The organism is Thermodesulfovibrionia bacterium, assembly GCA_030646035.1.
Classification (GTDB): Bacteria; Nitrospirota; Thermodesulfovibrionia; order UBA6902; family UBA6902; genus JACQZG01.
Map to the genome: position 1 here is coordinate 33,511 of JAUSMY010000053.1, position 21,920 is coordinate 55,430.

Here is a 21,920-nt window from a genome sequence, read left to right on the forward strand (position 1 = left end):
CTAATCCGTATAGAACAAGCGGAGAATTAAATGGAGGATGTGATGAGAGAGATGAAGAAGATTTTGATGGTTTTGATGGGGGTACTGCTTCTTTGCGGGGTTGCATATGCAAAGGACTATGAGGTCAAGAAAACAACTGCAGATTACAATGTTGAGGTGAGTATTGACAAGAATCCGCCTGTTGTTGGTGACAACAATATAGCTATTAAATTGAAGGATATGCAAGGAAATTATGTAACTGATGTGAAGGTTGTTGTAGAATACTCCATGCCCGCTATGCCCGGGATGCCGGCAATGAACTATAAGACTGATGCGGCATTGGACAAAGATGAGTATAAGGCAGCTATGAACCTTTCAATGGGCGGTTCATGGAATATTTTAGTAAAGATAACAAAAGGCGAAAAGACATCTAAAGTCAAGTTCAGCATAGACGCTCAATAAAGCCCGAACCGAATGAGGCAGAATTCTGCAAATATAAATATCATCCCCCCTTGCACAAAGGGGGGATTTGCTTTTTTCAAATATCTCGCATTTCCCCTCTACTTCTTTATTTTTACAGTCTCTTCTCTATTTGCAGATGAACTGATTCTTTCTGACTTGATAGCGGAGGCGCAAAAGAATAACAATGACATCCTCGTTTCAGGGTCAAAAGAATTATCTGCAGGTTACAGGATACCGCAGGCAGGCAGCCTTCCTGACCCGATGCTGATGTTCGGGTATGAAAACGAAGGTGTGCGGGACTTATACACCTTTAATGACGAGATGGCTGCTGATTCGAAATGGATGTTCTCTTGTTCGCAGATGCTTCCGTATCCCGGCAAACTGGCTTTGAATTCGGACATGGCTTCAAAGGATGCCGAGGGCATAAAGGCCATGACCGACGCGCTCCGGCTGAAGACCACCGCAAGGGTAAAAGAACTCTACTATGAACTCTTCCTCACTTATAAAAACCTTGATCTTTTAAATGATAAGGCATCACTTTTAAAAGGAATTGAGGACGCCGCATTGTCCAGATATTCCACAGGCATGGCTCCTCAGCAAGAGGTGTTAATGGCGCAGACTGAAAAGTACATGCTCCTTGAGAAAGAGGAGATGCTTAAGCAAAAGATACAATCACTCGAGGCGATGCTCAATGCTGTTTTAGGCAGGGATATAAATTCTCCTCTCGGAAGGCCGCAGGAAGTCATGCCGACGTCATTTACTTATACTCTCGTTGATCTCATAAATACAGCTATGAATAACTCTCCTGAGATAAAGGCGCAGGGTAAGATGATCCAGGCATCAGAGGCGAAGATAAAGATGTCTGAAAAAGAATTCTATCCTGACTTCACGGTCACTGGAAATTATTCCGCCAAGAATAAATATTATGAAGACATGTGGGGACTCACTACAACCATCAATATCCCGCTCTTCTACAAGACCAAACAGAGGCAGGCCCTGCTTGAGGCTGAGGCCCGCCGTTCACAGGCAGAACTTGAACTGCAATCCATGCAGTTAATGATATCATCCGCGATAAGAGACAACTATTCGATGCTGAGCAGCTCAGCCAAACTTATGGAGATATATAAAGACGCCCTGATCCCGAAAACTGCTCAGGACTTTGATTCTTCTCTCTCAGGATATATATCCGGCAAGGTCGAGGCAATGACGGTTATAAGCAGATTGAAGTCCCGCATTGATTATGAGGCGTTATACTGGCAGCAGTTCATAGAGAGAGAAAAGGCGATAGCACGGCTTGAGGCTATAACAACGGTAAAGAGTCAGTAGTTATTTGTTTGTAATCATATTGAAGGAGAGGTTTTCATGATGAAGATAAAATACTTAACATTTTTCGTTTTACTCACAGGGCTTCTTCTGTTTATTCCCAAAGTAATTTTTGCCCAGCAGGATCATTCGGCACATGGCGGAGGCCAGGCTCCTCAGGCTGAGACTGTAACTACTGATGAGATTCCCACTGTTGAGATCGATCCTGAACAGCAGGAGATGATAGGGGTTAGGGTAACTGAAGCCACTGTAAAATCTATCCGCAAGACCATCAGAACAGTAGGACGCATCGAGTATGATGAGAGAAGGCTTTCCACGGTTAATATAAAATTTGAGGGTTGGATAGAGAAGCTATACATCAATTCTACCGGACGCCCTGTGAAAAAAGGCGAGCCGCTTGCAGAGATATACAGCCCTGAACTTTACGCGACACAGTTGGAGTATCTGAATTTAGTGAAGTGGGCTACCCACTCTAATCCCACAATTACTAAGGGGGGGCAAGGGGAGGTCAGCGACCTGCTTTCAAGTGATGCCTTGAAGCTGGTTGACGCTGCAAGGCAGAGGCTGAAGCTATGGGATATCTCTGACGACCAGATAGATAAGATACGTGAAACAGGCAAGCCTTTCAGGACTCTTACTCTATACAGCCCGTCGAACGGCCATGTTATAGAGAAGATGGCAGTAGAAGGTATGAGGGTGATGCCGGGTGAAAAGCTTTTTGATATTGCAGACCTTTCAAGGCTTTGGGTCTTGGCGGATATCTTTGAATATGAACTGCCGTTTGTTAAGACAGGACAAAAGGCAAAGATAACTCTGAGCAGCTTCCCTGAAAAGGAATTTGAATCTGTCATCAATTTCATATATCCCTCAATCGCAGGCACGACAAGGACAGCCACTATAAGATTCGAGATACCGAATGATAAAGGAGATCTCAAGCCGCAGATGTTCACTAATGTTGAGATCAAGATAGATGCCGGAATAAAGCTCGTCATTCCGGATGACGCGATCATTGATACAGGGAAAAGGAAGATCGTCTATGTTGATAAAGGCGAGGGTCTCTTTGAGCCGAGAGAGATAATGACAGGAGTAAAAGCAGACGGCTTCACAGAGGTATTGATGGGATTAAAGCCGGGTGAAAAGGTCGCATCCTCAGCGACATTCCTTATAGATTCTGAAGCGCAGTTAAAGGGCGTAACTCCTCTAAAGATGGATCACTGATGGGCATGAATTAATGATCGCAAAAATAATCGAATACAGCGCGAGGAACAAGTTCATCATTTTTCTGATGGTTGCCTTTCTCTGCGTGTGGGGATACTGGGCATTAAAGAATACGCCGCTTGACGCCATACCGGATCTGAGCGATACGCAGGTCATCGTGTATACGGAATGGCCCGGCAGGAGCCCTGACCTTGTAGAAGACCAGATAACCTATCCGATAACATCCACGCTTCTCGCAACGCCAAAGGTGCAGGTGGTGCGTGGCTTCTCATTTCTGGGCAGCTCTTTTATCTATGTAATATTTGAAGAAGGGACTGATATCTATTGGGCAAGAAGCCGCATACTCGAGTACATTCAATCGGTCAAGAACAAACTTCCCCAGGATGTTAATCCCGTCTTAGGGCCTGATGCAACAAGCCTTGGTTGGGGTTTCAGTTACGCATTGGTGGATGAGACTAAGACGCATGACCTGTCTCAGCTCCGATCCATGCAGGATTACAACATCAAGCTCTCGCTCGAAAGCGTTCAGGGCGTGTCGCAGGTTGCGAGCATAGGCGGGTTTGTAAAACAGTATCAGGTAAACATCGACCCCAACAGGCTGCTCGCTTATAACGTTCCTCTGATGAATGTAATGGAAGCCATCCGAAGGAGCAACAAAGATGTTGAGGGCAGGGTGCTGGAGTTCTCAGGCATTGAGTACATGGTGAGGGGACGGGGATATATCAAAGATATTTCGGATCTGCAGAACATAGCGGTAGGCACTAACGGTATCGGAACGCCGGTCTTTCTCCGCGATATTGCGACCGTTCAGCTCGGCCCGGAGATACGGAGAGGGCTTGCAGACCTTGACGGAAAGGGCGAGGTTGCAGGCGGTATTGTTGTTGTGCGTTTTGGCGAGAATGTACTGAGCGTAATCGAACGTGTAAAAGATAAGATCGCAAAAGATATCCAGCCGAGCCTTCCCAAAGGCGTGAAGATAGTCACCACCTACGACAGGACGGACCTTATACACCGCTCCATTGACACGCTGAAAGAGGAGATAATAAAACTTTCCATAGCTGTGAGTGTGGTTTGCATCATATTCCTTTTCCACCTGCCGAGCGCGTTAGTGGTCATCTTAACTCTGCCGCTTGCTATCATTATCTCTTTTATCTGTATGCATTACCTCGGCGTGACCTCGAACATTATGAGCCTCGGCGGTATCGCAATCGCGATCGGAGCAATGGTTGACGCCTCGATCATCATGGTTGAGAATGCGCATAAGAAATTGGAAGAGTGGGAAAACACCCCCCATATTCCCCCCTTGCCAAGGGGGGACACAGAGGGGTTAAAGAGCGTACCCCTCCAAACCAGAACCGATGTGATCATCGAAGCTGCAAAAGAGGTCGGGCCGTCGCTCTTCTTTTCTCTGCTTGTTATCACTGTAGGCTTTCTGCCTGTATTCACACTTCAGGAACAGGCTGGCAGGCTCTTTAAGCCACTTGCATATACCAAGACATTTGCAATGCTCTTTTCGTCCTTCCTCGCCATCACACTTACGCCTGTACTTATGACGCTCTTTATAAGAGGGAAGATAAGACCGGAGGAAAAGAATCCCATTGTACATTTTCTTGGCAAGCTGTACAGGCCAAGGGTGGCATTCTCCCTGAGGTTCAGCAAGAGCATTATCGTCTTCTCTCTGATAATCGTTCTTATTACAGGCGGTATATTCATACTGCCGATGTTCGGAATCACGCCTGTTCCTTCTCTTAAACTTGGAAATGAATTCATGCCCCCGCTCTATGAAGGCTCGCTCTTCTATATGCCGGTGACTGTGCCCGGCGCTTCTGTCTCAGAGGTCTCAAAGCTTCTTATATTGCAGGACAAGTTATTGAAAGAGATTCCGGAGGTTGCACAGGTATTTGGAAAGGCAGGGCGCGCTGAGACAGCCACAGACCCGGCTCCTCTTGAGATGTTTGAGACGGTAATTAATCTGAAGCCTGAGTCTGAGTGGCGGCCGGGCATGACTGTTGAAAGGCTTAAGAACGAGATGAATGACGCGCTCAATATACCGGGAGTGGCGAACTCCTTTACTATGCCGATCAAGGCGAGGATAGATATGCTCGCAACAGGCATCAGGACACCTGTAGGCGTAAAAGTTCTCGGGCCAAATATAGAGATCATAGAAAAGATCGGGCTTGATGTTGAGAACGCGGTAAGGAATATTTCAGGTACACGGAGCGCCTATGCAGAGAGATTAACCACAGGTTATTTTCTGGACATTAAACCAAAGCGTGAGGAGATCGCCCGCTATGGTTTGTCAATGGATGATGTGAACAATATCATAGCAAGCGCATTAGGCGGAATGAACCTTACAACTACTGTTGAAGGCAGAGAGCGATATTCGGTCAATGTCAGGTATATGCGCGAACTGAGAAACGATGTTGATAAGATAAGACGGATACTTATACCTGTGATGAACAGCCGGCAGCCGGAAGTCAGCGGCCAACAGTCAGCTATGAGCGGTTCACAAGTTTTACAAATTCCTCTCGGTGAGATTGCTGACATTGAAATTATTAAAGGCCCGACAGCCATCAAGAGCGAGGAAGGCCTGCTCGCCTCGTATGTGTACATCGATTTCTCAGGCCGTGATGTCGGCGGTTATGTTGAGGAGGCAAAACAGAAGGTTTCAGAGGCGGTCAAACTTCCCGAAGGATACAGGCTTGAGTGGAGCGGAGAATATGAATACATCGTAAAGATGCACGAACGGCTCAAAATGGTAATTCCTCTTACTCTGCTCATCATATTGGTGCTGCTCTACATGAATACAAAATCATGGATAAAGACGATGATAGTGATGCTCGCCGTCCCGTTCTCTTTGGTAGGTTCTTTCTGGTTCCTCTATTTTCTTGATTACAATATGAGCATAGCTGTCTGGGTCGGCATTATAGCGCTTGCGGGCTTGGACGCTGAGACCGGCGTGGTCATGCTCCTGTATCTTGACCTGTCATATGAGCAGTGGAAGAAAGAAGGCAAGATGAATAACATTGCAGACCTTAAGGACTCTATCATGCACGGCGCTGTAAAGAGGATAAGGCCGAAGCTCATGACCGTCTTCGTGATCCTCGCCGGCCTGATACCGATCATGTTCAGCCACGGCGCCGGGTCGGATATAATGAAGAGAATCGCCGCCCCGATGATCGGCGGAGTCGTGACATCAGAGATACTTGAACTGACCATCTATCCTGCTATCTATCTGCTGTGGAAGAGAAGGAAGTTTAAGGTGTAAAAGCTGTCAGCTTTATGTGGTATTATATTTAACATTTTTAAGCTGATATTCCTGTATTCCGTATCAAACGGAAAGACATAAAACAATCCATAAAGGAGTAATTTATGAAGATAGCTATTGTATTTCCGGGGCAGGGTTCCCAGTTTGTCGGGATGGGAAAAGACCTTTATGATAATTTTGAAGAGGCGAGGGCGGTCTACAAAGAAGCATCTGATGCGCTTGGATATGATGTAGCCGGCCTCAGTTTCAATGGCCCTGAAGAAGAACTCAATAAGACATTCCGCACACAGCCCGCGCTCCTGACAGCAAGTTATGCGGCATTTGTTATTCTGAAAAATAAAGGCGTTAATCCTGTTTTTATGGCAGGACACAGCCTTGGTGAATATACTACACTCCCTGCTTCAGGAATTATCTCTTTTAAGGAAACAGTAAAGCTCACGGAGAAGAGGGGGCAGTTCATGCAGGAGGCGGTGCCTGAGGGCAAGGGGCTGATGGCAGCTATCCTCGGGCTTGAAAGGGCGCAGGTGGATGAAATTTGCGCTTCAGTTAAAAGCGGATATGTATCTCCTGCAAACTACAACTCTCCGGGGCAGATAGTTATTGCAGGCGAGAAAGCGGCTGTTGAGGAGGCGATGAACATTGCGAAAGAGGCGGGCGCAAAGCGTGCCTTGCCGCTTGCGGTGTCAGTTCCCTCGCACTGTCAGATGATGAGCCCAGCTTCCAAAAGGCTATCAGAATTATTGAATACTCTGGAATTCCAAATGCCTCAGATTCCTATCATTAATAATGCGGATGCAAAGATACTGAATGATCCTGCCGAGATAAAAGATTCGCTTGTAAGACAGCTCAACAGCCCGCTTTTATGGGAAGATACTGTCAAGCTGATGGTTGAGAACGGGGTTGATACAATTATTGAAGTCGGGCCAAAGAACGTGCTTACAGGCCTCATAAAAAGGATTGATAAAGATGTGAAGACGCTGAATGCGGGTGATGCAAAGGGTATTGAAGAGGCTATTGGCATATTGTCTTAAACAGATGCACGTTTTGTGTTCCGTGTTAAGTCATAGTATGCTATAAGTATGTTGATCTTGTTTGGTTATTTTCAAGACTATTTGCGTTCCCTGACAGACCTGGCCTTGGATTTTTGGTATATAGTTCCGATCATTACTGCTGTATTGGCTGCTAAAATTATTCTTGATCAATGGACAGAGCATAAATTGTCCAGGTCATCCATTAATGATTTTGATTCAAAGGAGATTGGCGATTTTATAAGTCATCTTAATGATATTGTTGTCAGGCTAGGATATATAATTGAATGGGTAAATCATAAAGATGATCATGAAGTAAATATGCTTATAGTTAAGAATGGTGTTAAGGTATTGTTTCGGGCTGTAAGGAATCAAGGCAAGATAGGATGGAAGCCGATACAGGAATCATTGAATGCCATGAGGTTTCATGAGTGTCATGAACTTATCATGGTTACTAATAAGTACTTTACATTCAGAGCCAGGGAGTTTGCTGAAGAGAATGGTGTTGTATTATGGGACAGGGATGAACTCATAAAGAATCTTTTTGATACCAAAGAAGAGGCTGCTTTTGAGTTTGAAACTTCTGAAACTTATACGGCCGGGAATGGTTTTATCGGAGCTCAACATGTGTTGTCTATGGATGAATACTTATCAAAGAAATGCGGGGTATGCGGCAATGATGTAAATAAGGAAGATATTCAGTTTTGTAATGACAACTCCATGATGCTTAAAGGCGGAGTTTACTGTAATGAACACAGAAAAGGAGTGAAATAATAAATTTATGCTTGATCATGAAATAATAATGTCTACGGCGGAAAAGATAAGTAATTCACTTGAGGACAACTTCTTTGATTTAGATAAGAGAAAGTTCTTTGATGCGGTCTTTGCCAAATACTTCCCCCCAGTTGACCCGGCAGGCACTATGGAGCCGTATGATGCAGTTGTGAGCCTGGGGCGTCAAGATCCTTCTGAATTTGCCAGGATGGTAAAGGAACTGGAAGATAAGGGCCTGATCTAACTCATCAGTATGGTTTCTGATAGCAAGACAGAGATAGCGCAGGAGCTCAGGGAGGCTTTTAATACTGTTTCACCGTTTATCGAGAAGCATACCTCTATTGTCTGCCCGGACTGCAAAAATATCTGCTGTGCAGACAGGCACGGCCGTTATGACAGCGATGACATCATCTTTCTAAAGGCTATCGGCGCGGATTTTATTCAGGAACATAGCGGTAGAGATGAAAACAGCACCTGCCGTTTTATGACGGTCACAGGATGTTCGCTTGTGAGATGGATGCGGCCGTTCCGGTGTACGTTTTTTTTCTGCAACCCTCTTCTTAAAAGCCTTGAAAATGACAATGCCAAACTCTACAGGGCATTTATGGATTACTTTCAGCATCTTGTTGATGTGAGGCAGAATCTGATAGGTGAGGATATTAAGTGAGCATTTATGTCTGACAGCATAAGAGAGATGAAGTTAATGGCTGACGGGATCACCTGCACCTCATGCGCCGGTGATATGGAGGGGATACTGACTGAGATCCCCGGGATCGTTGATGTATCAGTAAGTTTTGCGGATGATTCTGTTGTAATAAAATATGACCCCGTCGTGATCAACAGGAAAGATGTCTATGCCGCTGTGCGTAAACTCGGGTTCCCTCTTAAGATAGTTTCAGAAACATAGCAGGTCTCATTTTTTCCCACTTTCATAAATACCTGCCTTGAGGTTTGCTTCTGCAAGGACTATGCTTACGGTATTAGCAAGGTTGTAGCTTCTCACTTTGCCGATTATGGGAACATGAACAGTTCTGTCATTCCATCTCTTCAGCCATTCTTCCGGCAGCCCGCCGGTCTCGTTGCCGAATATGATAATATCCTCATCTTTATAGCATGGGCTGTCATATCTCAATGTTCCGTGTTTTGTAATGAGCCATGGACTCTTCTCCCCGAGCCATTGGAGAAATTCTTCAGGGGATTCATGGAAGGAAAGCTTAAGGTCATCCCAGTAGTCGAGTCCTGCACGCTTGGCCTTTCCGCTGCTCATGTCAAAACTGATCGGTTTTATGATGTGGAGGTGTGCGTCCATTCCGACACACTGCCTTGCTATGGCTCCGGTATTTGGAGGTATCTCAGGCCTGTAAAGTACGATATTCAGCATTTTGTTATTAATTTAAAAAACCTGCTGCTTATTATATCTTAATTATCATTGCAGTTCAGGCAATAAAAAAAGCCCCCCTGCATAACAGGAGGGCTTTTAGGCTTGTTTCAATTACAGTGCTGTAACATTGATAGCCTTAGGGCCTTTTGAGCTTTCTTCGATCTCAAAGCTGACTGCATCGCCTTCTGCAAGGGTCTTGAATCCATCACCTTGAATAGTCGAATAGTGAACAAATACGTCACTGCCGTCTTCTCTTGAGATAAAGCCAAAGCCTTTTGATTCGTTGAACCACTTTACTGTTCCATTAATCATCTCTAATACCTCCTACTTTAAACTAAAGAATCAGAACAGACCGTGTTAGCGCAATAAAAAAACCACAAAGCTAAAAGTCTTTGTGGTCTCGTCCTTCCAAAAAACTTCTGATACTTCTGTACTGACAATAACATTCGTATAGTAATAAGTCAATGTCATGTTTAACAGCTGTAGAACCGGCATCTGCAAAAATACAGCGGTATTATTTCAGTTTATGTTAAAATCAGAGCATGACCAAGGCTCAAAAAAATATCTTATTTGTACTCGGCATGCTTGCTGTGTTGGGGCTATTCATAGCCATATCAGGCGACAGGGCCCATCAGATGCCTGCTGATGAGGATCATATTTCAGTCACAGATGTTGAGTTATGCAAGGGTTGCCATATACCTGAAGGCCAGGCAATGGTTTCCGAAAAACACCCTCCTAAATTCGAATGCCTTAAATGCCATAAGATAAAAAGAGGCCCTGCTAAAAAGTAGTATGAATTTGTGATAAGGCAGGCAGTCTATTTAATTGATATTGCAAACTCTGTGTATTTCTGAGGCGGGTTGATCAGTTCCAGTCCAAGTGTGAATGTCTCGCCATGATTAGTGGCCTTATCGCTGAACCATATTACCTTGCAGACCAGGTTAATTGGCTTTGATGACGGCAGCCTGAGAAAAATCTCCACAATGGTCTCTTTGGTAAAGTCTTTGACGTGTTTTACAGTAGCGGTAACAAAGTGAAGCCCGTGTTCTGAAAGGTTAAGAATCATCCCAGGGTAGCTGGTGTCGCAGCACAGGAGTTCGCCTTCAAATCCGTCCATTATTCTTTTGCTCTTTCTTCGTTCTTGCATAAATTCTAAAGCCCCCGCATGCTGAAGCGATATCCTCGATATTTCAATATTACACCATTCATGGTGATTTCATCTACCCCAAGCTCAGGAGTTACATTATCGCCTTCATGAATAATACTGCCGTTAATGTTCACCAGCCTTGATGACGGATTGTTGGAATATATATGGGCTGAGATAGAAATGACCGGAAGGCCCTGCCTTATGTTCAGGGGCAGTTCGCTAAGCTCAAATATCTTATCTGAAGGTTCAGACTGGGACTTGTTCTCAGCTGTGTCTTCCTGCTCTATTAAAGAAAAAGACTCAGACGATGCCTTTTCGATATCAATTTGCTTTTTGTCTTCATTGTTCTTATGCACGGCAGCTGTAGTTGTCTTGATCGATTCTTTATCTTTAACAGCAGTATTTTCTTTTATTATGAGATCCTGTTTTTGAGTGCGCGCTTCATTAGCAGTAGTGACTTCAGGAACTAACTGCTTCAGATTTACGGCTGTCTCTTCTTTTATTAACTCAGTCTGTTTAACTGAAACTTTTTCTTCAGGTGCCCATATCCCAAGCCATATCGATATCAGAAAAGCGTTCAGGACGAGGACCGCAAAAATAAAATATGGCCAGACAGGGCGTTTTTTGGTTTTTTGAAATTCAGGAGTATGAACGGTCAGAAGATTAGGAACTGCATCCCTGTTGCGGTTCTCTTCAAGCTTTTTTAATCCATCAAGAATGAATGACATTAGTTTTTCTTAATGCCTCCTGTAAGTGTCGGCATTTCTTCAGCAGTTGCAGTATTAAGGTGGATGATCGTCTGTGCACCGGCTATCCCGTCAGGCACCAGCCCTTCAGCAAGCTGAAACTTTTTTAATTCGTTAACAAGGGCATTGTCATAAGTGATAACATCTCCCTGAACCGGCTTTCTGTTATTGATCACAGCCAGATGCGTATCAAGCCATTTTACCAAAACGCCTTTATCCCCCGGCTTTATATCACCGCTATATTCAGGCGGGGTCTTCCATAGCAGCGTATAGTCTCCGAGCCACTGTGATTCAATATCCTTGACAGATGCTTCAATGTTGCGGCCTCCAACATTTAATGAGCCGATATCTTTAGTGAGTGTTATGAGGGTTGCATAATACTCTTCTCCTGCTTCATTGTGAAGTGTCAGTATCACTGGCAGGTTCAAGGTGCGGATGCTCTCCATGCTTCCCAGCCCTTTGAGGCATCTGAGCCCCTTCGATTGTGCCTGCTGGCAGGGAGGGATGCTGTTATCATCGCTGTATGTTATTCCCCATATACTGAATACTGATCTGTAAGCTGTCTCCTTACTTTGTTTTATCGGGATAGTGTCCGGCCATTTCAGTTTATCCAACACATTCACATGTGCTTGATCAGTGGCTTTTGTATCAGGTATTACTGATATGGCCGATGATTTTTTGGCGGTCATATAGTAAAAATAAGCCGACGCAGAGACAAGGCTGAATGCTGTAAGTATCAAGGCTGCAACAAGCATTGTTGTAGATATTCCATGTTTGAACTTCGGCGTCTCCAGCACTTCTTTTGCAGCTATGTTGAGTATCCTGCTGCTCACCTTATGTTTCCCCTGGGTGAATGTTCCTAATAGGGCCCTGTCGCACAACAGATTAATAATGCGGGGAATTCCTCTGCTCAGGATATACAGCCTGTCAATTGTTGAAGAAGGGAAAAGCTCATCTTCCAGTCCTGCAACAGAGATGCGGTGAGTAACATATGCGCCCAGGTCTTTTTTTGAAAGAGGGCCCAGGTGGTATCTGGCGATTATCCTTTGCGAAAGCTGCCGCAATTCCGGCTGTCCGAGCTTGTCGCGAAGTTCGGGCTGTCCAAGAAGGATTATCTGGAGCAGTTTTCTCTTGTTTGTCTCGAGATTTGTCAGCAGCCTTAACTGCTCCAGCACTTCAGCGCTCAGATTCTGCGCCTCATCAATGATAAGGACGACCTTTTTGTTTTTTGCATGGGCTTCACACAGGTATTCATTAATGAGGTCAATAAAGACTTTTAAGCTTGTATTGCCTGAAGGGTATTTAATGCCGAATTCATCACATATCGTTGCCAGCAATTCGTTGACAGTCAGTTTCGGGTTGATGACAAGCGCAATGGATGAGTTGTCAGGGACCTGCTCAAGAAGGCAGCGGCAGACCGTTGTCTTGCCGGTTCCGACCTCTCCGGTAAGCAGGACAAAACCGCCGTCGCTGTTAAACCCGTAGACCAAATGCGCGAGGGACTCACGGTGCTGCTCGCTCATGTAAAGGTAGCGTGGGTCAGGCGCGATAGAAAAGGGCTGTTCTTCAAATCCGAAATATTTGTTATACATAAGAGGCTGTTGTAATTGGTCTAAGGGATGTTTTTCCCTAACTCATCAGGTATAGGAACACCTCTTCTGTCAAATGAGCATCTTCTCTTGCGCGTCTTCCTGCGCTCAGGGCCTTTATAGTTTTTGTTTTTCCAGACCCTTCGCCTGTCTCTCCATGTACGCCTGTCAAATTTGCGGAGTTCGCTCTTGTCAGGTTCTTTATCAGGCTCTGCTATTATTTTCTCTTCCATTGCCGTTATCAATACAGGGTATTGCCATCTTTATCAGTGTAGTATACATGCCGTCTGTTTATGACAGTTCTTCTTTTCATATGCCTTCTTTGAGTGCCGGTATATTTATGGTTCTTAAAGACACTTCTTCTGTCCCTGCGGGTTCTTCTTTCAACGACACGCTTGTTTGATAACGGACATTGTCTTCCGGCAAGCCAGCCGAGTTCGTCTTTATCCTTTAATTCGCTCATAATTCAGATCGTTATTATTTTATGAATTAACAGTATATTAAGAACTAAATTTCCTAATATTATCATAAAATTAGTTATTAGAAAAGGGTTTACAGCGGATTTGGTTTTAATATTTTTCACTTGATCTTCAGTTATAATATATAACTTATGGATATTCAACTTGATAGCATAGAAGTACGGATACTGGCTTCTTTGATTGAGAAGAAGATAACCACTCCTGATTACTATCCTTTGACACTGAATTCGTTAACCGCTGCATGCTGTCAGAAGTCCAACCGGAATCCTGTTGTCTCTTTTGATGAGAAGACAGTTGTGAGGGGGATTGAAAGGCTTCAGGATAAAGGGCTTGTTGAGAAGATATATAAGGCAGATAGCAGGGTTCCCAAGTACCAGCACTTATTTACAGAGAGATTTAAATTTAATGAGAGGGATATTGCGATACTTTGTGAACTTATGCTCAGGGGCGGGCAGACCCCGGGTGAGTTACGCAGCCGTGCCGGACGTATGTGCAGTTTCACAGGGTTAGAAGAGGTCGAGGATGTATTAACTGGTCTGATGGATCGTGATGAACCTGTTGTCACCAAACTTCAGAGGCAGTTCGGCAGAAAAGAGCAGAGATATATGCATCTTTTCTCAGGGATTATTGAGCAGGAAGAAGCCGGATGTAAAATGCCGATGGAGCCGGCAGCGGTCATGGTTATGGAGGAAGATGAGCGCATTGCAAGCCTTGAGAGTAAGGTGGAGTCCCTGTCAAAAGATTTTGAGGCGCTAAAAAAAGCCTTTAATGATTTCATTGTTGAATTTAAATGATTTAAAGAGGTTTTAACCGTTTATTCGGCGGCTTCATTGTTTCATATAAAATGAGTATGTTATTATAAAAAATACGGAAATTAATTCCCTAACATTAAATCATAAACAATAAGGAGACCGGAGATGAAAAGATTTGTAAAATTATTTGCCTTATTGCTGCTTGTTATTTCAATAGCGGCAGTCAACACAGCGTGCAACAGTAAAAAGAAGCCTGCTGAGACTAAACAGCAGGAGCAGACCACACCTCAGGCAGGCCCTATCACCACTGATACCAGGCCTATCATATCAGGGAAGGTTGCTGAGACAATGAACAGCGGCGGTTATACATATGTGAAGCTGACAAAGGATGGTAAAGAGATATGGGTAGCTATAACAGAGGCTGATATTAAGAAAGGCGAAGAGATGTCTTTTTATTCCGGAGATGAGATGCGCAACTTCACCAGCAAAACACTTAACCGCACATTTGACAGTGTTATTTTTTCCCCAGGAATTGTTGGCAAGGCGGGTGACCCTAATGCCGCTCCATTTATGAGCAAGGGCGCTGTTGTTACTGAAAAGCAGAAGGTCAAGGTTGAAAAGGCTGCAGGCGCTAATTCTTATACTATTGCTGATCTCTATAGTAAGAGTGCTGACCTTAACGCCAAGTCTGTCAAGGTGAAAGGTGTAGTAGTTAAAGTTTCCCCAAGCATTATGGGAAAGAACTGGGTGCATATTCAGGATGGTACCGGAGATGCAGCAGCAGGGACACATGATCTTGTTTTGACGACAGATTCTATTCCTTTGGATGGCGAAACGATCACTGCCACAGGGACATTAGCTAAAGACAAGGACTTTGGCGGAGGGTATGCTTATAAAGTCATTCTTGAGAATGCTTCGATATCAAAGTAATATAATTTCTTAACTCTTGAAAGCCCCTTGCGTCTGCAAGGGGCTTTTTTTATGCGCAATAATTTGCGAGCCGCCATCCGTTTTTGATGTATAATTGACTGGTTGTTAAAAAAATCTCAGGAATTATTATGAAAAGAAATCTTAAGTTAGGCCGATGGTCAGAGGATGAACTGAATGATCTGATCTACAGTTCATCTAAGATCAAAGAGGCAGGGAGCCGTATAGATCATCTCTCCGGAAGGTTTATTGATTCTTCTTATTCCGCTTCAACTCTTATAGGCAGCCATGAGTTACCGGAAGAATTAGTTGTCAGTCTTGACGGTGTAGACTGCTTCACATTCATTGATTATATAGAGGCGATGAGATTATCAAGGTCATTCAGTGATTTCATTGAAAATCTAAAGAAGGTCAGATACAGGGAAGGGCAGGTCTCTTTCAAAAGCAGGAATCATTTCTTTACCGACTGGATAGGAAATAACAGTCTCTTTGTGAAAGACATTACAAAGGAGATAGGCAGCCGGACTGTTGAGAGAACTATTAAGCACCTGAATAAAAGAGATGACGGCACTTTTATTATTAAAGGTATTGATCCAGTATGGAGAGACATATCATCCCTTCCTTCCGGGAATATTGACGATGTGATCCTTGATAAATTGAAGACAGGTGATTATGTCGGTATTTATTCGAAGGCCTCGGGGCTGGATGTTTCACATGTCGGAATTCTCATAAAGACAGGGAAGGACATTTTTCTTAGGCATGCTTCTTCGATCAAGGGAAAAGTGATTGACGAGGATTTCAAAGAGTATGTTTCTAACAAAGCGGGAATTATTGTGCTGAGGCCGATAGGGTGACAGAAGAATGAAAAATAAGCTCTCGTTATTTAAAGTGATGCTGAGCCGTCGCATGCTTGTTTCATTGATCATGGGCTTTGCCTGCGGGCTGCCGCTGCTTCTTACTATGACGGTTCTGCAGGCATGGATGAAGGAAGCCGGAGTGGATCTGACGGTTATCGGCATTATGTCACTTGTCGGCCTTCCATACACCCTCAAATTTATATGGGCACCTTTCCTTGACCGGTTCACCCTTCCTTTTCTGGGACGCAGAAGGGGATGGCTGCTCATAGCTCAGATAGCATTGATCTTTTCAATCGCCGGGCTTGGGTTTACCGACCCTGCTAAGAGTCCATGGCTGGTTGCTTTTGCAGCTTTTGTCGTCACATTCTTCAGCGCTTCACAGGATATTGTCGTGGATGCCTATCGCAGAGAGGACATGGCTGACGAAGAACTTGGATTAGGCTCTTCACTTTATGTGAACGGCTACCGTGTCGGTATGCTCCTTGCCTCTGGCGGCGGGCTTATTATGGCAGACCATATATCATTTTCATGGGTGTATATGATAATGGCGGCATGCATGCTGCCGGGTGTCATTACTACACTGATCACGCCTGAACCTGCGAATCCTATGGGTACTCCCAAGAACATGCGTGATGCTGTGCTGAACCCGCTTATTGAATATTTCTCCAGAGAAGGGGCGTTGTGGATACTGGCATTTATTCTCTTTTATAAGCTCGGAGATACGATGGCTAGCGCTATGACAACGCCTTTTTATTTAGACATCGGATTTTCAAAGACCGAGATCGGCACGATCGTTAAACTTTTTGGTTTCTGGGCAACGATAATCGGCAGTCTCATAGGCGGGATAACTATGCTGCGCCTTGGTATAAACCGTTCACTCTGGATCTTCGGTTTTTTTCAGGCGATATCCACCGCAGGGTTTGCTCTTCTTGCGCAGATCGGCCACAGCCTTCCCGCACTTGCCGGGGTCATAGTCTTTGAAAACCTGAGCGGCGGCATGGGAACCGCTGCGTATGTCGCGTTTATGGGGAGCATAACAAACAAAAAATTTACTGCCACGCAATATGCGTTATTGAGCAGCCTTATGGGAGTGCCCAGGGTTATAGCCTCAGCGCCAACAGGTTATCTTGCCAAGTATATGGGCTGGGAGTTGTTTTTTATCGCCTGTACGCTGATTGCAATACCAGGCATGCTTCTCCTTTTAAAGTTTGCCCCATGGAGTCCCAATGAAAGCGTTAAAACAGTTTAATAACAATATGTTACTCATATGTCGTAAAGCTTTACATTAAGTTGATATATTAAATATAATTACCATTATAAAGATGAGGAGCTACTTAAACAAGAAGCTTGTTGTTATCTTCAGTATCAGTCTTGTATTAACCTCTTTTATATCTTCCTGTGCTGTTATCAAAGCGCCTTACACAATTACCAAGGGAGTTGTGAAGGGGACATATTATGCCGTAAAAGGCACATATGAACTCACTGCCGGCGCCACAAAGCTTGTCTATTCCATAGGTAAATATACCTTCAACGTAGTCCGCGCACCGCTTGACTGGCCTCTGATAAATGATGAGATAGAAACCATTGACGGGCTTCCCGTAAAGGAAGCCATCAGGCTGGGAAGAGTTAAGAATTCTCCTTATACAGTCAAAGGCAAAAAGTACTTTCCCATGTCTGTTGAAAAGGCAAAGACCTATAACGAGGTCGGCATAGCATCATGGTATGGATATGAGACACGCAATAAGAAGTTCGGTTATATGACTGCAAACGGAGAGAAGTTCGTTCCTGAAGAACTTACCGCAGCTCATAAACTTCTTCCTCTGCCCATCAACGTTAAGGTGACGAACCTTGAGAACAAGAGGTCTATAATTGTGAGGGTCAATGACAGAGGGCCGTTTCCGAGCGACCATAATGCTGACTCAGGGAAAAGGATAATAGACCTCAGCATGGGTGCGGCAAAGATGCTTGGTTTTTATGAAAAGGGAACGGCAAAGGTTAAGGTTGAAGTGGTAGGACTTTGAGGTATTAACTAACTATTTACTGCTTCTGATCCTATCCTGCCACTTCCTCGCGTTATCAAGTATAGCGTCTTCATCACCAGTCATCAGCCTTCTCTTATCAAGCAGGATCTTTCCGTTGACCATGACGGTTTCAATATCGGATGGCTGCATTGCATAAGTGATATGCGAGTAAATATCATAAAGAGGCATCAGATGAGGTTTTGCAAGATCAGCTATGACAAGGTCAGCTTTTTTGCCGGGTTTTAGAGAGCCTGTCTTATCACCAAGCCCGATGATCTCAGCTCCGGTTTTGGTTGCCATAAGAAGCGCGGCCTTGCTGTTAACAACAGTGGGGTCTCCTGAGACAGCTTTATGAACCTTTGCAGCTGTTGCCATCTCACCTAAGATGCTAAGGTCATTGTTGCTTGCAGCGCCGTCAGTTCCGAGCCCGACCTTTATACCTGCTTTGAGAAGTTTCGGTACAGGCGCAAAGCCTGATGCAAGCTTCAGGTTGCTTTCGATGCAGTGTGCGACACCGACCTTTCTTTCTGCGAGTATCTCAATATCTCTGTCAGTCAGCCATACACAATGGGCTGCTGAGACGCGTTCTGAAAGAAAACCTATGGAGTCAAGATGTTCTACCGGTGTCTTTCCATACCGCTCTTTGCACTGGGCTACTTCAAACTCTGTTTCAGAAAGGTGGGTATGCAGTGCTACATCATATTTTTCAGCAAGCACTCTTGCACGTGTGTAATTATCAGGGCTGCAGGTAAATGTAGCGTGCGGCGCAACAGATGTAGTGACAAGTTCATTGCCCTTCCAATTCTTAATGTGCTCTTCAGCTTTTTTAAAGTAATCATCCGGGCCTGTCGCATAATCTTTCCACGGGAAGTCGATAATGCCGGAACCGAGGACAGCCCTCATTCCGATATTGGTCAGTTTTTCGCCTGCTATATTTTCATAGAAGTACATATCATTGAAGGTGGTGACTCCTCCCTTCAGCATCTCAAGGCATGCAAGTTCAACAGCATCGCCGACAAATTCGCTCGAAAGCCACTTCATCTCATTCGGCCATATATGATTCTGGAGCCATTCCTGCAGAGGAAGGTCATCGGCAATGCCCCTGAAATAGACCATTGCCGCGTGGGTATGTGTATTTACCAGGCCTGGGAAGACGACCTTGTCTTTGCCATCGGTGATATTTTTTGAAGTGTATTTTTTTGAGATGTCATAGAAGGTGTCAACGTCAATGATATCAGTTCCGGAAACAGCTACAGCGCCGTCATGGATAACTCTCAGGTCTCCTTCCATCGTCAGGAGATAGTCGGCCCTTATGATATGATCAACGTTTTGCATAACATCCTTTGAAATTACTCTATCAACTTCTCAGCAATCTGCACCGCGTTCAATGCAGCGCCTTTCCTGATGTTGTCTGCAACGATCCACATATTTATACCGTTCTCAACAGACTCGTCTTCCCTGATCCTTCCTATGTAGGTCTCATCTTTTCCTGCGACATATATCGGAAGAGGGTAGATATTCTTCTCAGGAGCGTCATATACGATTATACCATCTGATGCTGAGAGCAGAGCCCTTACCTCATCTGCAGAAAGTTTCTTTTCGGTCTCGATATTTACAGACTCGGAATGGCACTTAAAGACAGGAACCCTCACAGTTGTGGCTGTTATCCTTAGTGAAGAATCGCCGAGTATCTTTCTCGTTTCATTTATCATCTTCATCTCTTCTTTTGTATAACCATTATCCAGGAAACTGTCGATATGAGGAAGACAGTTGAATGCTATCTGATGAGGATAGACCTTTGGTGTTATATCCTTGAAGTTCAGGAATGCGGCGCTCTGCTCAAGAAGCTCATCCATCGCCTTCTTGCCTGTGCCGGATACTGACTGAAAGGTTGTAACCACAACCCTCTTGATCTTTGCGGCATCATGTATGGGTTTCAGAGGAAGCACCATCTGGATCGTCGAGCAGTTGGGGTTTGCTATTATCCCTTTATGCCATTTAAGGTCATGCGGGTTGACTTCAGGAACGACCAGAGGGACCTCAGGGTCCATTCTCCATGCGCTTGAGTTATCTATGACAACACATCCTGCCTTTGCAGCTATCGGCGCAAACTCTATGCTCCTATCGCCGCCTGCTGAGAAGAGGGCTATGTCAATTCCTTTGAAGACATCCGCTTTGAGCACCTCGACAGCTATAGCCTTCCCATGGAAGTCGAGTGTACTGCCCTCTGAACGCTCTGAGGCAAAGAGCCTTAGCTCACCCACAGGGAAGTTTCTTTCTTCGAGAATTGAGACCATCTCATTTCCTACGGCCCCGGTTGCTCCTACAACTGCTACGGTGTATTTCTCTTTTTTCTTAAGCATCGTTTTTCTTTACAACTCCTGTCTAAAATTAAATTTTAATTATAGGTTCTTCACTACCAGGTCACCGACTTCAGTAGTGCTGTATCCCATCTTGCCGGCTGCGAGGCTCTTAATGTCATTTGCAGTGACCTTCATGACTGCCGCTTCTATCGCCTTGCCGCTTGCTGTTTCCCCAAGGCTTTCAAGCATCAGACCGCCCGCGCATATTGCTGCAAGAGGATTGATGATATTCTGCCCTTTGTATTTTGGAGCAGAGCCGCCGATAGGCTCAAACATCGAGACCCCGCCGGGATCAGGATTAATATTTCCGCCTGCTGCTATTCCCATTCCGCCCTGTATCATCGCGCCGAGGTCTGTGATGATATCTCCGAACATATTGTCTGTAACTATCACATCGAACCATTCAGGGTTCTTTACAAACCACATGGTTAATGCATCAACATGAACGTAATCTGTTTTAATGCCAGGATACTCTTTAGCAACTTCATTGAATGTCCTTTCCCAGAGGTCAAATGCAAATGTAAGGACGTTTGTTTTTCCACAGAGAGTCAACTTCTTCCCCTTGGGATTGTTCCTCTTTTTGCAATATTCAAACGCGTAGCGGATACAGCGCTCGACGCCTTTTCTGGTGTTGATCGACTCCTGAACAGATACCTCATCAGGCGTGCCTTTTTTCAGAACTCCGCCTGCGCCGACATAAAGCCCTTCTGTATTTTCTCTCACAACGACAAAGTCTATATCTTCAGGCCCTTTATCCTTGAGAGGGCATTCTATGCCGGGGTAGAGTTTTACAGGCCTCAGGTTTATGTACTGGTCAAGCTCAAAGCGAAGTCTCAGGAGTATGCCTTTTTCAAGGATGCCTGGTTTAACATCAGGATGGCCTATAGCTCCGAGATAAATGGCATCATGTTTTCTCAGGTCGGCAACTGCGCTGTCCGGGAGAACTTCACCTGTCCTTAAGTATCTGTCTCCGCCGAAATCATAATAGTGAAGGTCAAGCTTGAAGCCTGACTTCTCGGACATGGCATTAAGAACCTTTACCCCCTCAGCAATGACCTCAGGGCCTGTCCCGTCTCCGGGAATAACAGCAATGTTATAAGTCTTGGACATTATTTTCTCCTTCTTAATACGGTCTTAATACAGTGGCGGTTTATGGTGATCCCAACGGGATTTGAACCCGTGTTACCGGCGTGAGAGGCCAGCGTCCTGGGCCACTAGACGAACGCGGCAGGCCAACAGTTTATCAAAGCCGCGCTGGCGTCGCAAGACGCCGCCTGCCAAGACGCTTCACGGGAAGGGTCCAGGCGGGTCGGACCCGCCCGTGCCTGCCCTCCGATTACCAACCGAAGCCCTGATAGGGCGTGTCGTCCAGCAGCATCTCCGGCTTGCCGGAGCCCAGGATCGACAGGCGCAGGTCCTGGCTTAACCCGGTCTGCTGGTCGAAGAGGCGCTGCTGCGCGGCCGTCATGCCCCCGCCCTGACCCAGCAGCTGCAACAGCTGCAGCATGTCCGCGAAGCTGAACTCGGGGTGGATCTCGCGGATCTTCATGTCGTCCTTGCGCAGGTCGGCCTTTTGCCGCGCCAGCTCGATGGCGTCGCGCAGGCC

26 protein-coding genes are annotated in these 21,920 nt (G+C 45.2%); 15 read left to right on the forward strand and 11 right to left on the reverse strand.

From position 1 onward, the window contains the following. Positions 1-51 precede the first annotated feature (51 nt). The 9 genes from Q7U10_08255 to Q7U10_08295 all read left to right on the forward strand — a co-directional run bounded on the left by Q7U10_08255 (position 52) and on the right by Q7U10_08295 (position 8,959). Positions 52-441 (forward strand): FixH family protein, encoded by a 390-nt coding sequence (locus tag Q7U10_08255; protein ID MDO8282595.1) that lies wholly within the window; start codon positions 52-54, stop codon positions 439-441. Positions 442-453: 12 nt separating this feature from the next. Then, positions 454-1,767, forward strand: coding sequence for a TolC family protein (locus tag Q7U10_08260; GenBank protein MDO8282596.1), 1,314 nt, complete (start codon positions 454-456; stop codon positions 1,765-1,767). Between the two features lie 36 nt (positions 1,768-1,803). Beyond that, positions 1,804-2,982 carry an efflux RND transporter periplasmic adaptor subunit gene (locus Q7U10_08265; GenBank protein ID MDO8282597.1) on the forward strand — a complete coding sequence of 393 codons (1,179 nt, stop codon included), beginning with the start codon at positions 1,804-1,806 and terminating at the stop codon, positions 2,980-2,982. 13 nt (positions 2,983-2,995) lie between these two features. After that, positions 2,996-6,250, forward strand: a complete 3,255-nt coding sequence (locus Q7U10_08270; GenBank protein MDO8282598.1) for a CusA/CzcA family heavy metal efflux RND transporter — start codon at positions 2,996-2,998, stop codon at positions 6,248-6,250. A 104-nt stretch (positions 6,251-6,354) separates the two neighbouring features. After that, the gene (gene fabD / locus Q7U10_08275) at positions 6,355-7,281 is read left to right on the forward strand and encodes an ACP S-malonyltransferase (protein MDO8282599.1); all 927 of its coding nucleotides are present in this window, start codon (positions 6,355-6,357) and stop codon (positions 7,279-7,281) included. Between the two features lie 48 nt (positions 7,282-7,329). Further along, positions 7,330-8,052 carry a restriction endonuclease gene (locus Q7U10_08280; GenBank protein MDO8282600.1) on the forward strand — a complete coding sequence of 241 codons (723 nt, stop codon included), beginning with the start codon at positions 7,330-7,332 and terminating at the stop codon, positions 8,050-8,052. A 7-nt stretch (positions 8,053-8,059) separates the two neighbouring features. Next, positions 8,060-8,296, forward strand: a complete 237-nt coding sequence (locus Q7U10_08285) for a hypothetical protein (protein ID MDO8282601.1) — start codon at positions 8,060-8,062, stop codon at positions 8,294-8,296. A 9-nt stretch (positions 8,297-8,305) separates the two neighbouring features. Continuing rightward, on the forward strand, positions 8,306-8,719 hold the full coding sequence (locus Q7U10_08290; GenBank protein ID MDO8282602.1) for a hypothetical protein: 414 nt from the start codon (positions 8,306-8,308) through the stop codon (positions 8,717-8,719). A gap of 6 nt (positions 8,720-8,725) precedes the next feature. Continuing rightward, positions 8,726-8,959 (forward strand): heavy metal-associated domain-containing protein, encoded by a 234-nt coding sequence (locus Q7U10_08295; protein ID MDO8282603.1) that lies wholly within the window; start codon positions 8,726-8,728, stop codon positions 8,957-8,959. A gap of 6 nt (positions 8,960-8,965) precedes the next feature. On the opposite strand, the gene Q7U10_08300 is transcribed toward Q7U10_08295, so the two are convergent. Next, a complete protein-coding gene (locus Q7U10_08300) occupies positions 8,966-9,433 on the reverse strand; it encodes a tRNA (cytidine(34)-2'-O)-methyltransferase (protein MDO8282604.1) in 468 nt (155 codons plus the stop codon). Between the two features lie 111 nt (positions 9,434-9,544). Then, positions 9,545-9,745, reverse strand: coding sequence for a cold-shock protein (locus Q7U10_08305; protein ID MDO8282605.1), 201 nt, complete (start codon positions 9,743-9,745; stop codon positions 9,545-9,547). 230 nt (positions 9,746-9,975) lie between these two features. Between Q7U10_08305 and Q7U10_08310 the strand changes: the two genes are divergently transcribed. Next, complete coding sequence (locus Q7U10_08310) at positions 9,976-10,224, forward strand: hypothetical protein (GenBank protein ID MDO8282606.1); 249 nt, start codon at positions 9,976-9,978, stop codon at positions 10,222-10,224. Between the two features lie 26 nt (positions 10,225-10,250). Here the strand turns inward: Q7U10_08310 and Q7U10_08315 are convergent, their stop codons facing one another. Genes Q7U10_08315 through Q7U10_08335 form a run of 5 tightly spaced genes read right to left on the reverse strand, consistent with a single transcriptional unit; the run spans position 10,251 to position 13,378 of the window. After that, complete coding sequence (locus Q7U10_08315; GenBank protein MDO8282607.1) at positions 10,251-10,580, reverse strand: PilZ domain-containing protein; 330 nt, start codon at positions 10,578-10,580, stop codon at positions 10,251-10,253. Positions 10,581-10,585: 5 nt separating this feature from the next. Then, positions 10,586-11,308 (reverse strand): general secretion pathway protein GspB, encoded by a 723-nt coding sequence (locus tag Q7U10_08320; GenBank protein MDO8282608.1) that lies wholly within the window; start codon positions 11,306-11,308, stop codon positions 10,586-10,588. Then, on the reverse strand, positions 11,308-12,918 hold the full coding sequence (locus Q7U10_08325; protein MDO8282609.1) for an AAA family ATPase: 1,611 nt from the start codon (positions 12,916-12,918) through the stop codon (positions 11,308-11,310). Before Q7U10_08325 ends, Q7U10_08320 begins: the two co-directional genes overlap by 1 nt. Before the next feature lie 20 nt (positions 12,919-12,938). Next, a complete protein-coding gene (locus Q7U10_08330; GenBank protein MDO8282610.1) occupies positions 12,939-13,148 on the reverse strand; it encodes a hypothetical protein in 210 nt (69 codons plus the stop codon). A gap of 8 nt (positions 13,149-13,156) precedes the next feature. After that, entirely contained in the window at positions 13,157-13,378 is a 222-nt protein-coding gene (locus Q7U10_08335; GenBank protein MDO8282611.1) for a hypothetical protein, read from the reverse strand. Between the two features lie 147 nt (positions 13,379-13,525). On the opposite strand from Q7U10_08335, the gene Q7U10_08340 reads away from it, so the two are divergent. From Q7U10_08340 to Q7U10_08360, 5 genes are all read left to right on the forward strand, one after another. Then, a complete protein-coding gene (locus Q7U10_08340) occupies positions 13,526-14,188 on the forward strand; it encodes a YceH family protein (GenBank protein ID MDO8282612.1) in 663 nt (220 codons plus the stop codon). A 123-nt stretch (positions 14,189-14,311) separates the two neighbouring features. Then, entirely contained in the window at positions 14,312-15,076 is a 765-nt protein-coding gene (locus Q7U10_08345) for a GW dipeptide domain-containing protein (protein MDO8282613.1), read from the forward strand. Between the two features lie 128 nt (positions 15,077-15,204). Further along, positions 15,205-15,927, forward strand: coding sequence for a DUF1460 domain-containing protein (locus tag Q7U10_08350; GenBank protein MDO8282614.1), 723 nt, complete (start codon positions 15,205-15,207; stop codon positions 15,925-15,927). Between the two features lie 7 nt (positions 15,928-15,934). After that, entirely contained in the window at positions 15,935-17,179 is a 1,245-nt protein-coding gene (locus tag Q7U10_08355) for an AmpG family muropeptide MFS transporter (protein MDO8282615.1), read from the forward strand. A gap of 73 nt (positions 17,180-17,252) precedes the next feature. After that, complete coding sequence (locus tag Q7U10_08360; protein ID MDO8282616.1) at positions 17,253-17,951, forward strand: septal ring lytic transglycosylase RlpA family protein; 699 nt, start codon at positions 17,253-17,255, stop codon at positions 17,949-17,951. 12 nt (positions 17,952-17,963) lie between these two features. Here the strand turns inward: Q7U10_08360 and Q7U10_08365 are convergent, their stop codons facing one another. The 4 genes from Q7U10_08365 to Q7U10_08380 all read right to left on the reverse strand — a co-directional run. After that, a complete protein-coding gene (locus Q7U10_08365; protein ID MDO8282617.1) occupies positions 17,964-19,286 on the reverse strand; it encodes an amidohydrolase family protein in 1,323 nt (440 codons plus the stop codon). Between the two features lie 14 nt (positions 19,287-19,300). After that, on the reverse strand, positions 19,301-20,314 hold the full coding sequence (locus Q7U10_08370; GenBank protein ID MDO8282618.1) for an aspartate-semialdehyde dehydrogenase: 1,014 nt from the start codon (positions 20,312-20,314) through the stop codon (positions 19,301-19,303). A gap of 39 nt (positions 20,315-20,353) precedes the next feature. Continuing rightward, positions 20,354-21,424, reverse strand: coding sequence for a 3-isopropylmalate dehydrogenase (locus Q7U10_08375; GenBank protein MDO8282619.1), 1,071 nt, complete (start codon positions 21,422-21,424; stop codon positions 20,354-20,356). Positions 21,425-21,650: 226 nt separating this feature from the next. Next, a partial coding sequence (locus Q7U10_08380; protein ID MDO8282620.1) for a hypothetical protein occupies positions 21,651-21,920 on the reverse strand: 270 nt, incomplete at its 5' end.

Coding starts and splice junctions, on each gene's coding strand:
- Q7U10_08280 (MDO8282600.1), top strand. CDS start 7,330: ATGTTGATCTTGTTTGGTTATTTTCAAGACTATTTGCGTTCCCTGACA.
- Q7U10_08265 (MDO8282597.1), top strand. CDS start 1,804: ATGATGAAGATAAAATACTTAACATTTTTCGTTTTACTCACAGGGCTT.
- Q7U10_08285 (MDO8282601.1), top strand. CDS start 8,060: ATGCTTGATCATGAAATAATAATGTCTACGGCGGAAAAGATAAGTAAT.
- Q7U10_08325 (MDO8282609.1), bottom strand. CDS start 12,918: ATGTATAACAAATATTTCGGATTTGAAGAACAGCCCTTTTCTATCGCG.
- Q7U10_08335 (MDO8282611.1), bottom strand. CDS start 13,378: ATGAGCGAATTAAAGGATAAAGACGAACTCGGCTGGCTTGCCGGAAGA.
- Q7U10_08330 (MDO8282610.1), bottom strand. CDS start 13,148: ATGGAAGAGAAAATAATAGCAGAGCCTGATAAAGAACCTGACAAGAGC.
- Q7U10_08295 (MDO8282603.1), top strand. CDS start 8,726: ATGTCTGACAGCATAAGAGAGATGAAGTTAATGGCTGACGGGATCACC.
- Q7U10_08340 (MDO8282612.1), top strand. CDS start 13,526: ATGGATATTCAACTTGATAGCATAGAAGTACGGATACTGGCTTCTTTG.
- Q7U10_08305 (MDO8282605.1), bottom strand. CDS start 9,745: ATGATTAATGGAACAGTAAAGTGGTTCAACGAATCAAAAGGCTTTGGC.
- Q7U10_08315 (MDO8282607.1), bottom strand. CDS start 10,580: ATGCAAGAACGAAGAAAGAGCAAAAGAATAATGGACGGATTTGAAGGC.
- Q7U10_08355 (MDO8282615.1), top strand. CDS start 15,935: ATGAAAAATAAGCTCTCGTTATTTAAAGTGATGCTGAGCCGTCGCATG.
- Q7U10_08350 (MDO8282614.1), top strand. CDS start 15,205: ATGAAAAGAAATCTTAAGTTAGGCCGATGGTCAGAGGATGAACTGAAT.
- Q7U10_08360 (MDO8282616.1), top strand. CDS start 17,253: ATGAGGAGCTACTTAAACAAGAAGCTTGTTGTTATCTTCAGTATCAGT.
- Q7U10_08320 (MDO8282608.1), bottom strand. CDS start 11,308: ATGTCATTCATTCTTGATGGATTAAAAAAGCTTGAAGAGAACCGCAAC.
- Q7U10_08255 (MDO8282595.1), top strand. CDS start 52: ATGAAGAAGATTTTGATGGTTTTGATGGGGGTACTGCTTCTTTGCGGG.
- Q7U10_08375 (MDO8282619.1), bottom strand. CDS start 21,424: ATGTCCAAGACTTATAACATTGCTGTTATTCCCGGAGACGGGACAGGC.
- Q7U10_08300 (MDO8282604.1), bottom strand. CDS start 9,433: ATGCTGAATATCGTACTTTACAGGCCTGAGATACCTCCAAATACCGGA.
- Q7U10_08370 (MDO8282618.1), bottom strand. CDS start 20,314: ATGCTTAAGAAAAAAGAGAAATACACCGTAGCAGTTGTAGGAGCAACC.
- Q7U10_08365 (MDO8282617.1), bottom strand. CDS start 19,286: ATGCAAAACGTTGATCATATCATAAGGGCCGACTATCTCCTGACGATG.
- Q7U10_08260 (MDO8282596.1), top strand. CDS start 454: ATGAGGCAGAATTCTGCAAATATAAATATCATCCCCCCTTGCACAAAG.
- fabD (MDO8282599.1), top strand. CDS start 6,355: ATGAAGATAGCTATTGTATTTCCGGGGCAGGGTTCCCAGTTTGTCGGG.
- Q7U10_08310 (MDO8282606.1), top strand. CDS start 9,976: ATGACCAAGGCTCAAAAAAATATCTTATTTGTACTCGGCATGCTTGCT.
- Q7U10_08290 (MDO8282602.1), top strand. CDS start 8,306: ATGGTTTCTGATAGCAAGACAGAGATAGCGCAGGAGCTCAGGGAGGCT.
- Q7U10_08345 (MDO8282613.1), top strand. CDS start 14,312: ATGAAAAGATTTGTAAAATTATTTGCCTTATTGCTGCTTGTTATTTCA.
- Q7U10_08270 (MDO8282598.1), top strand. CDS start 2,996: ATGATCGCAAAAATAATCGAATACAGCGCGAGGAACAAGTTCATCATT.